This is a genomic window from Fusibacter tunisiensis (assembly GCF_016908355.1).
Classification (GTDB): Bacteria; Bacillota; Clostridia; order Peptostreptococcales; family Acidaminobacteraceae; genus Fusibacter_D; species Fusibacter_D tunisiensis.
Map to the genome: position 1 here is coordinate 12,993 of NZ_JAFBDT010000010.1, position 12,927 is coordinate 25,919.

General features: G+C 38.6%; 9 protein-coding genes. All 9 read left to right on the forward strand.

Features of this window, described 5'->3' with window-relative positions:
* Window positions 1–8 precede the first annotated feature (8 nt).
* Window positions 9–1,223, forward strand: a complete 1,215-nt coding sequence (locus JOC49_RS07370; protein ID WP_204663909.1) for a S41 family peptidase — start codon at window positions 9–11, stop codon at window positions 1,221–1,223.
* A gap of 12 nt (window positions 1,224–1,235) precedes the next feature.
* A complete protein-coding gene (locus JOC49_RS07375; protein ID WP_204663910.1) occupies window positions 1,236–1,421 on the forward strand; it encodes a hypothetical protein in 186 nt (61 codons plus the stop codon).
* Window positions 1,422–1,523: 102 nt separating this feature from the next.
* Window positions 1,524–3,503, forward strand: a complete 1,980-nt coding sequence (uvrB, locus tag JOC49_RS07380) for an excinuclease ABC subunit UvrB (RefSeq protein ID WP_204663911.1) — start codon at window positions 1,524–1,526, stop codon at window positions 3,501–3,503.
* An 11-nt stretch (window positions 3,504–3,514) separates the two neighbouring features.
* Window positions 3,515–6,340 carry an excinuclease ABC subunit UvrA gene (gene uvrA, locus JOC49_RS07385; protein ID WP_204663912.1) on the forward strand — a complete coding sequence of 942 codons (2,826 nt, stop codon included), beginning with the start codon at window positions 3,515–3,517 and terminating at the stop codon, window positions 6,338–6,340.
* A gap of 3 nt (window positions 6,341–6,343) precedes the next feature.
* A complete protein-coding gene (uvrC, locus tag JOC49_RS07390; RefSeq protein ID WP_204663913.1) occupies window positions 6,344–8,230 on the forward strand; it encodes an excinuclease ABC subunit UvrC in 1,887 nt (628 codons plus the stop codon).
* A gap of 207 nt (window positions 8,231–8,437) precedes the next feature.
* Window positions 8,438–8,917 carry an NADH-quinone oxidoreductase subunit NuoE family protein gene (locus tag JOC49_RS07395; RefSeq protein WP_204663914.1) on the forward strand — a complete coding sequence of 160 codons (480 nt, stop codon included), beginning with the start codon at window positions 8,438–8,440 and terminating at the stop codon, window positions 8,915–8,917.
* Window positions 8,918–8,931: 14 nt separating this feature from the next.
* Window positions 8,932–9,297 carry a (2Fe-2S) ferredoxin domain-containing protein gene (locus tag JOC49_RS07400; protein ID WP_204663915.1) on the forward strand — a complete coding sequence of 122 codons (366 nt, stop codon included), beginning with the start codon at window positions 8,932–8,934 and terminating at the stop codon, window positions 9,295–9,297.
* 25 nt (window positions 9,298–9,322) lie between these two features.
* On the forward strand, window positions 9,323–11,119 hold the full coding sequence (gene nuoF, locus JOC49_RS07405) for an NADH-quinone oxidoreductase subunit NuoF (protein WP_204663917.1): 1,797 nt from the start codon (window positions 9,323–9,325) through the stop codon (window positions 11,117–11,119).
* Between the two features lie 41 nt (window positions 11,120–11,160).
* Window positions 11,161–12,906, forward strand: a complete 1,746-nt coding sequence (locus JOC49_RS07410) for an NADH-dependent [FeFe] hydrogenase, group A6 (RefSeq protein WP_204663919.1) — start codon at window positions 11,161–11,163, stop codon at window positions 12,904–12,906.
* The last annotated feature ends 21 nt before the right edge of the window (window positions 12,907–12,927 follow it).

The following is a 12,927-nucleotide window of genomic DNA, read 5'->3' on the forward strand; positions in this document are numbered from 1 at the left end:
TGTGAGATTTGAAAAAAAAGACGGCAATTTTAATAGGGTTGTTATTGGTAATAACAACGGCAGCAACAACATTTTTCGTAACAACATTTATACAAATTGACCTTGGAGATAAAGTCGTTATTAGTCGCAAGGATTTGGAAGATTTTCGAAGTTTTTATGGCACTTATGAATCTGTTGAGGATTTAAAGTCTTATATTGAAGAAAATTATTATTTGGAAGTAGAAGAATCCCTTTTAATCGATGGGATGAAGCAAGGGCTTTTTGACGTTTTAGAAGATCCTTATTCGCTTTATATGGATTCAGAAGAATTCCAAAGTTATATGGAGTCCAGCACTGGAGAATATGCTGGAATAGGTTTGTATTTGACGCCAAATGATAAAGATCAAATTGAAGTTGTATCCCCAATTGAAGACACACCTGCGGATTCTGTGGGTTTGTTGGCAAAAGATGTAATTACAGGGGTTAACGGGGTTTCCTATACCGCTGAACAAATGGATGAAGCCATCAAACAAATCAAAGGGGAGCCTGGAACTTCAATCACGTTAACGATTTATAGACCAAGTCAAAATAAATCTTTTGATGTGGAAATTGAACGGGCATGGATAGACATTAAGGTGGTTAAAGCTAGAATGCTCGATTCGGAGATTGGTTACTTAAGATTGACGACATTTGACGAAAATTCTGCCAGGGAATTTGATGAGAATGCCAAGGATTTAATTTCTCAAGGTGCAAAAGGAATTGTTTTAGACTTGAGGCAGAATCCGGGTGGCTATTTGAGCCAGACTGTAAAAATTGCCGATGCCATGTTGGGAAAGGCTTTAATTGTCTATACTGAAGGGCGTAATGGCGACAATGGAACATATGAGTCAGATGCAAGAAAATATGATGTTAATTGGGTGGTTCTAATTGATCAAGGGTCAGCGAGTGCTTCTGAAATATTAACAGGTGCCCTTAAAGATCATGGTCAAGCGACAATTGTTGGAACGACAACTTTTGGTAAAGGTGTTGTTCAAGTGGTTGTACCCCATGAAGGCGATTCTGGATTTAAACTTACAACATCCCAGTATTTTACCCCAAGTGGCGCCTATATTCACGGTGTGGGAATTGAACCAGATGTGTTTATTGAGTTGGATGAAGGGTATTATGAGATAGAAGAACCGACAGACGAAGATGACAATCAATTGATGAAGGCACTTGAAATCATAAAAGAGCAACTGGAATAGATCGGGGGAACTATGGATGTTGATCACTTAAAAAAGGAAGCTGAATCCATTCAGGAAAAGATGACAAAGCTACAAGAATATAAATTTGATTTTGACCTACCAAATGGCCTACAAGGTGCTTTTGCAGTAACGACATTTGTTGTAATTGCTGTTATTATTGGGTTGATTGGCTATATAACATGGTGGGGATTAAATTAATACTAGGGGAGAGGATGTTGAATTTGCATCGTTCTCCTTTTTTATTGACGGTTCTTTAAGGAAAAGATATAATAGAAACCGAACAAGTGTTTGGAGGTGGCTATGGAACGCTTCAAAGTAGTGTCGGAATTTAGCCCAACAGGCGATCAACCCAAGGCGATTGATCAGCTTGCAAGGGCCATAGAATCCGAAAAAAAACACAATATTTTGTTGGGCGTGACTGGATCTGGAAAAACGTATTCAGTTGCAAAGATTATTGAAAGGGTCCAAAAACCCACATTGGTAATTGCACATAATAAAACTTTGGCGGCTCAATTGGCTTCAGAGTTTAGGGAGTTTTTCCCTGAAAATGCTGTGGAATTTTTTGTGAGTTATTACGATTATTATCAACCGGAAGCTTATGTGGCGCATTCTGATACGTACATAGAGAAGGACGCGGCCATTAATGATGAATTGGATAAATTAAGACACTCTGCAACTTCAGCATTATTTGAACGCAAAGATGTCATTATTGTGGCCTCTGTTTCGTGTATTTATGGTCTAGGTGACCCTATTGATTATGCCAATATGACACTTACTGTGCGCCCGGGGATGACCAAGAGCAGAGATGAAATTTTGAAACGGTTGGTGGACATTCAATACCTTCGAAATGACATTAATTTTACACGCAATACATTTCGCGTACGTGGCGATGTGGTGGAAATTATGCCAGCTTATGAATACGAGCGTGCTTATAGAATTGAGCTTTTTGGAGATGAAGTGGATCGGATTGCAGAAGTAAATGCGCTGACAGGAGAGATTTTGGGGTATCGAAATCACTTAACTGTTTATCCAGCGTCACATTATGTGACACCTAAAGATAAATTGGAAAGTGCCATAGTTGCAATTGAATCCGAGCTGGAAGAACAAGTTAAATATTTTAGAGATAACAATAAATTGATTGAAGCTCAGAGAATTGAACAACGTACGAAGTATGATATAGAGATGCTAAGAGAGATGGGATTTTGCCAAGGTATTGAAAATTACGCACGTGTGCTATCAGGGAGACCACCTGGGAGTAGGCCATATACTTTGCTAGATTATTTTCCGAATGATTTTCTTGTGGTAATTGATGAATCTCATGTGAGTATTCCTCAAATCAGAGCTATGTATGGTGGCGATAGAAGTCGTAAACAAGCATTGGTAGATTATGGATTTAGACTGCCTTCTGCTATGGACAATAGACCTCTTAATTTTGATGAGTTTGAAGCTTTGGCCCATCAACTGCTTTATGTTTCAGCGACCCCGGGCCCATATGAGTATGAAAATGCTGGCGCAGGTGTTGAACAAATTATTAGACCTACAGGGTTATTGGACCCTGAGATTGAAGTAAGGCCGATTAAAGGCCAGATTGATGACCTGTATTCAGAGATTATAAAGCGTGTTGAAGTCAATGAACGGGTTTTGGTAACCACATTAACGAAAAAAATGGCAGAGGATTTAACAGATTATTTTAAGAGGATGGATGTAAAGGTACGTTACATGCATTCTGATATAAAAACCATTGAACGCATGGGCATTATTAGAGATTTTAGAAAAGGTGATTTTGATGTCCTTGTTGGGATTAATCTTTTAAGAGAAGGGCTTGATTTGCCAGAAGTGTCCCTCGTTGCAATTTTAGATGCAGATAAGGAAGGTTTTTTACGTTCAGAGACCTCATTGGTACAAACGGTGGGGCGTGCAGCCCGAAACGTAAAGGGGCGTGTCATCATGTATGCGGATCGAATTACAAAATCTATGAAGTATGCAATAGATGAAACCAATCGTAGAAGAGGGATTCAAGAGGCATATAATATTGAAAACGGCATTGAACCAAAGAGCATTGTGAAAGGCATACGGGATGTAATTGAGGCAACTGTTGCAGCGGAAGAAGAATCGTCCTATGAAATAGAAAAAATTCAGAGCATGAATCGTAAGGAACGGTTGTCTTATATTGAAACTTTGGAGAAAGAAATGTACGAAGCGTCAAAATTATTACAATTTGAACGGGCCGCAGAACTAAGAGATATGATTGTCGACTTGAAAACTATGAAACAGAAATAGATGAGGCGAGTATGAGTTTAAATGAAATTATTGTAAAAGGTGCCAAGGAGCACAATTTAAAAAACATCGATGTAAGGATTCCTAGGGACGAATTGATTGTCATTACAGGATTGAGTGGGTCAGGGAAATCTTCATTGGCTTTTGATACCATTTATGCAGAAGGGCAGAGACGGTATGTAGAGAGTTTGTCTTCCTATGCCAGACAATTTTTAGGGCAGATGGAAAAGCCCAATGTCGAGTATATTGAAGGTTTATCGCCTGCAATTTCAATTGATCAGAAAACAACGAGTAAAAATCCAAGGTCTAGTGTGGGAACCGTTACGGAAATTTACGATTATCTAAGACTTCTGTATGCACGTGTGGGGACGCCACACTGTACAGTCTGTGGCAGAGAAATTGCACCACAATCAGTGGATCAAATTGTAGATAAGGTTTTTGAGTTGCCCGAAGGGACGCGAATTCAGATTTTGGCACCTGTTATTGTTGGAAAGAAGGGTCAGCATCAAAAGGTATTTGAAACACTTAGAAAAGAAGGCTACGTGCGTGCACGTGTTAATGGTGAAACCGTTGATTTAAGTGACTCTATTGATCTCAATAAAAATAAAAAGCATACGATAGAAGTGGTCGTAGACCGGTTGATTATTAAGGATGGCATTCAGAAAAGACTGACAGATTCTATTGAAACTGTATTGAAATTAACAGATGATATCATTGTGGTTCAAGTTTTAGAGGGTGAAGATTTAACATTTAGCACACAGTTTTCATGTCCAGAACACGGACAAGGTATTATGGAGATGGAACCAAGAATGTTTTCGTTTAATGCGCCTTATGGTGCTTGTCCAGACTGTAATGGTCTGGGGTTTATGAAAACTGTTGACCCGGATTTAATGGTACCGGACCCCAAATTATCTATTAGCGAAGGTGCGCTTTTGCCGATTGCCAACAGTGGCGATGGCACATTTTATGTGTCTGTGATTCAAGCGCTGCTGGAGACGTCAGGTGTATCATTAGACACACCATTTAAAGACATACCTGAAGACGTGAAACATGAAATTTTTTATGGGACAGGAGATCGGAGTATAACTTTTTCTTTTGACAGTCGGTACGTGGGAGAATCTGAATTCAATAGACCATTTGAGGGGCTAGTGGTCAATTATGAAAGAAGGTATCAGTCTACAAACTCAGAGTATATGCGAGAGAAAATTGAAGAATTTATGAGTATGACTGCGTGTGGTACTTGTCATGGGAAGAGACTTAAAGAGGATGTTTTAGCCGTTACAGTTGGAGGACTCAATATTTGGGAAGTTACTTGTCTGCCCGTACGAGATTCTTTAAGTTTTTTTGAAAAATTAAACCTCGAAGGTTCAAAACGTCACATTGCGGATCAAATTTTAAAAGAGATTGTCTCAAGACTGCAATTTTTAAAAGATGTTGGCTTGGATTATTTGACTTTATCCAGAGCGGCGGCAACATTGTCTGGTGGTGAAGCACAACGTATTCGACTAGCGACCCAAATTGGTTCAGGACTTGTTGGAGTGCTCTACATTTTAGATGAACCAAGTATTGGCTTGCATCAGAAAGACAATGAAAAGTTACTTAAAACACTTAGAAACTTAACCGATCTTGGCAATACACTTATTGTTGTTGAACACGATGAAGACACCATTCGCCAAGCGGACTACATTTTAGACTTGGGACCCGGTGCAGGTGAACATGGTGGGCACATCATTGCTGAAGGTCGAATTGATGCTATTTTGGCTTCTGAAGATTCCATTACAGGCCAGTATTTGTCTGGAAAGAAAAAAATAGAAGTGCCAGATAAGCGTCGGGAAGGGACAGGGAATTCAATTCGCGTTGTTGGGGCTTTTGAGAATAATCTTAAGCACATTGATGTAGATTTTCCGATTGGCCTTTTGACAGCGGTAACAGGTGTATCTGGATCAGGAAAGAGTACCCTTGTTAATGAAATTCTTTATAAGTCATGTGCAATCAAAGTAAATAAAAGCCGAATCAAAGCAGGCAAACATGAAGATTTACTAGGACTTGACCACATTGACAAGGTGATTGAAATCGATCAAACACCAATTGGAAGAACTCCAAGGTCAAATCCAGCGACCTATACAGGTGTTTTTGATCATATTCGTGATTTGTTTGCTCAAACACCTGAATCAAAAATGCGCGGTTATCAAAAAGGGCGTTTTAGCTTTAATGTCAATGGTGGTAGGTGTGATCATTGTAAGGGCGATGGGATCATAAAAATAGAAATGCATTTCCTTTCTGATGTTTATGTTCAATGCGATGTCTGTAAAGGCAAGCGGTATAATCGTGAAACGTTGGAAGTTAAATATAAGGGCAAAAGTATTGCAGATGTTCTTGATATGACAGTTGAAGAAGCTTTGGCTTTTTTTGACAGTATTCCAAGAATTAAGCGTAAGTTAAAAACGCTACATGAAGTTGGCCTGGATTATATAAAATTGGGTCAACCCTCAACGCAACTTTCTGGGGGTGAAGCACAACGCATTAAGTTGGCAACAGAACTCAGTAAAATTAGTACAGGTAAAACCATTTATATTTTAGATGAACCAACCACAGGGCTCCACACGGCTGATGTACACAATTTAATTCATGTCCTCCAACGTCTTGTGGATGCTGGGAATACTGTTGTTGTTATAGAACATAATCTAGACGTTATAAAATGTGCGGATTATATTATAGACCTTGGACCAGATGGCGGAGACGCTGGTGGAACTCTAGTTGCAACTGGGACACCAGAAAAGATTGCACAAGTTAAAAACTCCTATACCGGACACTTCTTGAAGAAAATTTTGAAGGGGTAAGTGATGCAAACCTTTGTTGTCAAAGAGAGTATTAAAACACAATTAAAAACAGTACCACATGCACCAGGCGTCTATCTTATGCGGGATTCAGAGGGAACAATTATTTATGTTGGGAAGTCAAAGAATCTTAAGAATAGAGTACGTTCTTATTTTAGTGGCTTTGATAAGCATGCGCCAAAAGTTCAGACGATGGTTGTAAATGTTGCTCAATTTGAGTACATCATTACAGATAATGAAGTGGAAGCCTTGATCTTGGAATCCAATTTAATTAAAAAAAATCAACCGAGATTCAATATTTTACTCAAAGATGATAAGATGTATCCTTATATCGTTGTAACGCTTGGGGAAGACTTCCCACGCGTTTATATGACACGTACTTACGCCAAGGGATCACACCGTTATTATGGACCTTATACCAGTGCTGAAAATGTACGAATAGCCTTGGAAGTTATTCAAAATATCTTTCCAATTCGAGAATGCAGCCGAAAAATAACAGAGAAAATAGACCGGCCATGCTTAAACTATCATATTGGTAGATGTGCCGGTGCTTGTAATCACAAAATAACCAAGGAAGCATATGGGAAATATATTGAGGACATTATTCGATTTTTAAATGGGGACAAGGAATGGTTGATTCGAGAAATTAAGAGCAGAATGGAAAAAGCTGCTGAAGAGATGCGATTTGAAGAGGCAGCGGTTTTACGTGATCAAATTATGGCCCTTCAAGCCCTTAATGAACGTCAAAAGGCACTTGTGACAAGTGATCGCAATGAAGATTATATTGCACATTATAGCTTTGAAGAAAAAACTTGCGTGATGCTCTTTCAAATGCGAAACGGAAAAATTGAAGGGCGGGAATCGTTTAATTTATCTGGTGGCCAACATGAATCCGCTTCAGACTTGCTCGCATCCTTTTTGGGACAGTATTATTCTGGAAGCACTGAAATTCCAAGAGAAATTTATATTTCTGATGAACTGGATGGCATGGATTTATATATGCAGTGGTTAAGTAAATTAAGTGGGCATAAAGTAACCATTGGCGTACCCAAAAGAGGCGAAAAAAAGAAGACTATTGAATGGGTTGCGAAAAATGCTAAGGAATATATTGTCAAATTTCAAACGAGAATTGAAAAAGAAATGTCTCTAAAGGCCCAGGCAGAAAAAGAGTTGCGGCTACTATTGGAATTTCCTGATAACCTTTCAATGAAACGCATAGAAGCTTATGACATTTCAAATACATCTGGTGTTTACTCTGTTGGAAGCATGGTTGTTTATGATGATGGCCTTAAAAAGCGCAGTGATTATAGGCGATATCGGGTAAAGACAATTGAAGGGTCCAATGATTATGGATCTATGCAAGAAATTATTTACAGACGATTTAAGAGAGGACTCGAAGAGCAGAAAATAGCCAATGAATCTGGGCACAAATTTTCTGTTTTCCCAGACTTGCTCTTGATTGATGGTGGCAAAGGCCATGTGAATGCCGTTCAAGAGATTCTAAATGCCATGCAAATTCATATACCTGTTGCGGGTATGGTTAAAGATGATTTTCACAAAACACATGATTTAATTTATAATGGTGACCTTAAAGGGCTCAAAAATTATAACAGTGCTTTTAGGTTAGTCAGTGAAATTCAGGAAGAAGTCCACCGATTTGCAATAGAATACCATAAATCATTAAGGTCCAAAGAAATGACGCATTCTATTTTAGATGAAATTCCAGGTGTGGGCGGTAAACGGAGAATTTTATTGCTTAAACATTTTAAATCTATTGACGCCATTCAACAGGCCCCAATAGAAGAAATTGAGGCGGTTGAAAACATACCTAAAAATGTTGCTATTAGCATCTATAAATATTTCCACAAAAAGAGTGAAAATTCTGAAAATTAAAGGGTTTTCACTCTTTTTTCTGACCTGTATTTGTTACGGAAATTTATCAAAAAGAATAGATTGTTAAACTCTATACAATCATTGTGAAGTATGTTATAATCTCAAAAGATAAAGTTAATTTATTCACAAACGATAAGCAACTTATGTTGCAAATTGGCAGTGTATGGCGAAAGACTGTCGTGAAGTATGTATAAGGAGGAAACATTGATGGCCAAGAATTATCTAACCAAAGAGAATTTCGAAAAATTGGATCAAGTAATTGAATCACACAAAGACATGCAAGGTCCTTTAATGCCGATTTTGCATGAAGCACAACATATTTTTGGTGCGATTCCAATTGAGGTTCAGAAAGTGATTTCTGAAAAATTAAATGTACCGATGGCTGAAATTTATGGTGTGGTTACTTTCTACTCTCAATTCACGTTGGAACCAAAAGGTGAGTACTTAATCAGTGTTTGTTTGGGAACAGCATGTTATGTAAGAGGGGCTCAACAAATTGTTGACAAGATTGCCGACATAACTGGGGTTGCTGTTGGAAAAACATCTGCTGATGGTAAATTTTCATTAGAAGCAACGCGATGCATTGGTGCATGTGGTTTGGCACCAGTTTTAACTGTAAATGAAGACGTTTATGGGCGTTTAACACTAGATGATGTTCCGGGAATCATTGCGAAATATAAGGGTTAGATAGGGAGGCTGAAATGAAATCTTTAGAAGAATTAAAAGCGCTTAGAGATCAGGCGATTAAAAAAGTTGATATCCGAAAAGAAAAAAATGGCACCCGAATTGTAGTTGGTATGGCAACTTGTGGAATTGCAGCAGGTGCACGTGTAATTATGAGTGCTTTAATGGACGAAGTTGCTAAAAGAGAACTCCAAGATGTTACTATTACGCAAACTGGTTGTATTGGCGTATGTCGACTTGAACCGTTAATTGAAGTCTATAGAGCAGGTGAGGAAAAAGTCACCTATGTGGAATTGACGGAAGAAAAGGCAAGAAGAATTGTGGCAGAACATATTGTTAATGGCAATATTGTGAAGGAATACACAATCGGGTCAGTTGAATAGTAAACATATTTCAGGAGGTAGACAAATGGATTTTTATAGAGCGCATGTGTTGGTCTGTGGGGGAACCGGTTGTGTTTCATCAGGATCATTAACAATAGAAGAAATGTTTAATAAAGCCCTTGAAGAAAAGGGATTGGAAAAAGAAGTGAAAGTTGTTCGCACTGGTTGTTTTGGCCTTTGTGAAGCTGGACCAATATGTATTGTTTATCCAGAAGGTTCATTTTATTCTCATGTAAAACAAGATGATGTTAACAGAATTGTAGAAGAGCATTTGTTAAAAGGTCGAATTGTTAAAGACTTGCTTTACATTGACAAAGCGGCACCTGTAACAGAGATAGAAACGTCTATAAATAACGTTGGTTTTTATAAAAAGCAAAAAAGAGTTGCACTTAAGAACTGTGGTGTAATTAATCCAGAAATCATAGATGAATATATTGCATTTGATGGGTATCAAGCTTTAGGAAAAGCTTTGATAACTATGTCACCTGAAGATGTTATAAACGAAATTAAAAAATCTGGACTTCGTGGCAGAGGCGGCGGTGGTTTCCCAACTGGATTGAAATGGGAATTTACAAGGGCTTCTGAAGGGGACATTAAGTATGTCGCTTGTAATGCCGATGAGGGCGATCCAGGTGCTTTTATGGACAGATCTGTATTGGAAGGCGATCCACACAGTATTATTGAAGCAATGGCGCTTGCTGCTTATGCAGTTGGGGCACAAAAGGGATACGTTTATATTCGTGCAGAATATCCAATAGCAGTTAAAAGACTTGGAATTGCAATTGCACAGGCAAAAGAAATGGGACTTTTAGGCGACCAAATTTTTGGAACAGATTTCAGTTTTGATATGGAAATTAGATTAGGAGCAGGTGCATTTGTTTGTGGTGAAGAAACAGCCTTAATTGCATCAATTGAAGGTGAGCGTGGGATGCCAAGACCAAAGCCACCATTTCCAGCTCAAAAAGGTATCTTTGGCAAACCAACTGTCATTAATAATGTTGAAACGTATGCAGTTGTTCCTCAAATTATACTCAACGGTTCAGAATGGTTTACATCATTTGGAACTGAAAGATCACCAGGAACAAAAGTCTTTGCACTTGGTGGAAAAATTAACAACACTGGTCTTGTTGAAATTCCAATGGGAACAACTTTAAAAGAAGTTATTTTTGACATCGGTGGTGGCATTCCAAATGGACGTAAATTTAAAGCTGTACAAACGGGTGGTCCATCAGGTGGTTGCTTAACAGAAGAACACTTGGATACACCAATTGATTTTGATACATTGACTGCTTTAGGATCTATGATGGGATCTGGTGGTATGATTGTAGTTGATGATACAAACTGTATGGTTGACTTTGCTAGATTCTTCCTTGATTTTACAGTTGAAGAGTCTTGCGGAAAATGTGTGCCATGTCGAGAAGGTACAAAGCGTATGCTTGAAATCTTAGAAAGAATCACATCTGGTAATGGCACAATGGAAGATTTAGATCAACTTGAGGAATTGGCGTATTCAATTAAAGATTCTTCACTTTGCGGATTGGGTCAAACAGCACCAAATCCAGTACTTTCAACACTTAAGTATTTTAGAGATGAGTATATTGCTCACGTTGTCGATAAAAAATGTCCTGCTGGACAATGTCAAGATCTGTTGTCAATTGTAATTACTGAGGATTGTATTGGATGTACCGCATGTAAGCGTGTTTGTCCGGTAGATGCAATATCTGGGGAAGTTAAGCAACTGCATACCATTGATCAAGCGATTTGTATCAAGTGTGGTGCATGTATTCCTAAGTGTCCGAAGAAAGCAATTATTAAACAGTAGTGGGTCAGTTCACTAGATTAAGAGAAAGAGGTGTGCGAATCGTGAGGAATGTATCAGTTACTATAAACGGCAATCAATATGAAGTGCCATCTAATTTGACAGTTTTGGAAGCTGCCAGAACTGTAGGCATTGATATCCCAACTTTATGTTTTCTAAAAGATATCAACGAAGTTGGCGCATGTAGGGTTTGTGTGGTGGAAGTTGAAGGCGCAAGAGCGCTTCAAGCTTCTTGTGTGCTCCCAGTACGTGAGGGTATGGTTATTAACACAAATAATAATCGCGTAAGAAAAGCGAGAAAAAATACCGTAGAATTAATTTTAGCAAATCACAATAGAGAATGTACAACATGTGTAAGAAGTAAAAATTGTGAACTTCAAAGTATTTCTGAAGAACTTGGCATTAGAGATATTCGATATACAGGTGCTAAGCGTGAAGGGACTTATGATGATTTATCACCTTCCATTATTAGGGACACCAGCAAATGTATCTTATGCGGACGTTGTGTAAGTATGTGTAAAGAAGTTCAAGGAATTGGCATATTAGACTTTACCAATAGAGGTTTTGAAACAGCAGTTGGGCCTGCCTTTAACATGAGTATGAAAGATGCACCTTGTATTTATTGCGGTCAATGTATGACTGTATGTCCAGTTGGTGCATTAACAGAAAAGCCTGCTAAAGATATTGTTTGGAATTATCTTGAAGATCCAACCAAACATGTAATTGTACAATCTGCGCCGGCAGTTCGCGCTGCTTTGGGTGAGGAATTTGGATATCCTATTGGAACGAATGTTACAGGTAAACTTGCTACTGCTCTTAGAAAACTTGGTTTTGCAAAGATTTTTGATACAAACTGGGCGGCAGATGTTACGATAATGGAAGAGGGCACTGAGTTAATTGGAAGAATTAAAAATGGTGGCGTATTGCCAATGATTACGTCTTGTTCACCAGGCTGGGTGCGATATATTGAGTTCCAATATCCAGAATTGTTACCACATTTATCATCTTGCAAATCGCCACAAAATATGTTCGGTGCACTTGCTAAAAGTTATTATGCGGAGAAAAATGGATTGGATCCAAAAGACATCATTGTTGTATCCGTAATGCCATGTACATCAAAAAAATCAGAAATTATCCGTCCTGAATTGGCTGTAAATGGGGTTCCAGATGTGGATGTGTCCATTACGACACGTGAATTGGCGCTTATGATAAAAGAAGCAAGGTTAGAATTTGATAAGTTGGAAGAAGGCACATTCGACGCATTTATGGGAGACTACTCAGGTGCAGGCGTTATCTTTGGTGCAACAGGCGGTGTTATGGAAGCTGCGCTTAGAACGGTTGCTGATGTGTTAACTGGCACTGAAGTCGAGCAAGTTGAATATACTGCTGTAAGAGGACTTGAAGGCATCAAGGAAGCAACTGTGAACATCGGTGGTATGGATGTTAAAATTGCAGTGGCTCATAACACAACAAATGCAGGTATTATCTTAGATAAAATCAAATCTGGGGAAGCGGATTACCACTTTGTTGAAGTGATGGCTTGTCCAGGTGGCTGTGTCAATGGGGGTGGACAACCAATCGTTCCTGCCAACATTAGAAATGTCATTGACATTCGTCAGGAAAGAGCTAAAGCACTTTATGATGAAGATGCATCAAAATCGGTTAGAAAGTCCCATAAGAATCCAGAAATAAAGAGACTTTACGATGAGTACTTGGGAGAACCAAATAGCCATAAGGCGCATGAGCTTCTCCACACACATTATGTTGCTAGAGAGAAATTTCCTCTTTAAGCCATACATTAACTTTTCAAA

Coding starts and splice junctions, on each gene's coding strand:
- uvrA (WP_204663912.1), top strand. CDS start 3,515: ATGAGTTTAAATGAAATTATTGTAAAAGGTGCCAAGGAGCACAATTTA.
- JOC49_RS07395 (WP_204663914.1), top strand. CDS start 8,438: ATGGCCAAGAATTATCTAACCAAAGAGAATTTCGAAAAATTGGATCAA.
- JOC49_RS07400 (WP_204663915.1), top strand. CDS start 8,932: ATGAAATCTTTAGAAGAATTAAAAGCGCTTAGAGATCAGGCGATTAAA.
- uvrC (WP_204663913.1), top strand. CDS start 6,344: ATGCAAACCTTTGTTGTCAAAGAGAGTATTAAAACACAATTAAAAACA.
- uvrB (WP_204663911.1), top strand. CDS start 1,524: ATGGAACGCTTCAAAGTAGTGTCGGAATTTAGCCCAACAGGCGATCAA.
- nuoF (WP_204663917.1), top strand. CDS start 9,323: ATGGATTTTTATAGAGCGCATGTGTTGGTCTGTGGGGGAACCGGTTGT.
- JOC49_RS07375 (WP_204663910.1), top strand. CDS start 1,236: ATGGATGTTGATCACTTAAAAAAGGAAGCTGAATCCATTCAGGAAAAG.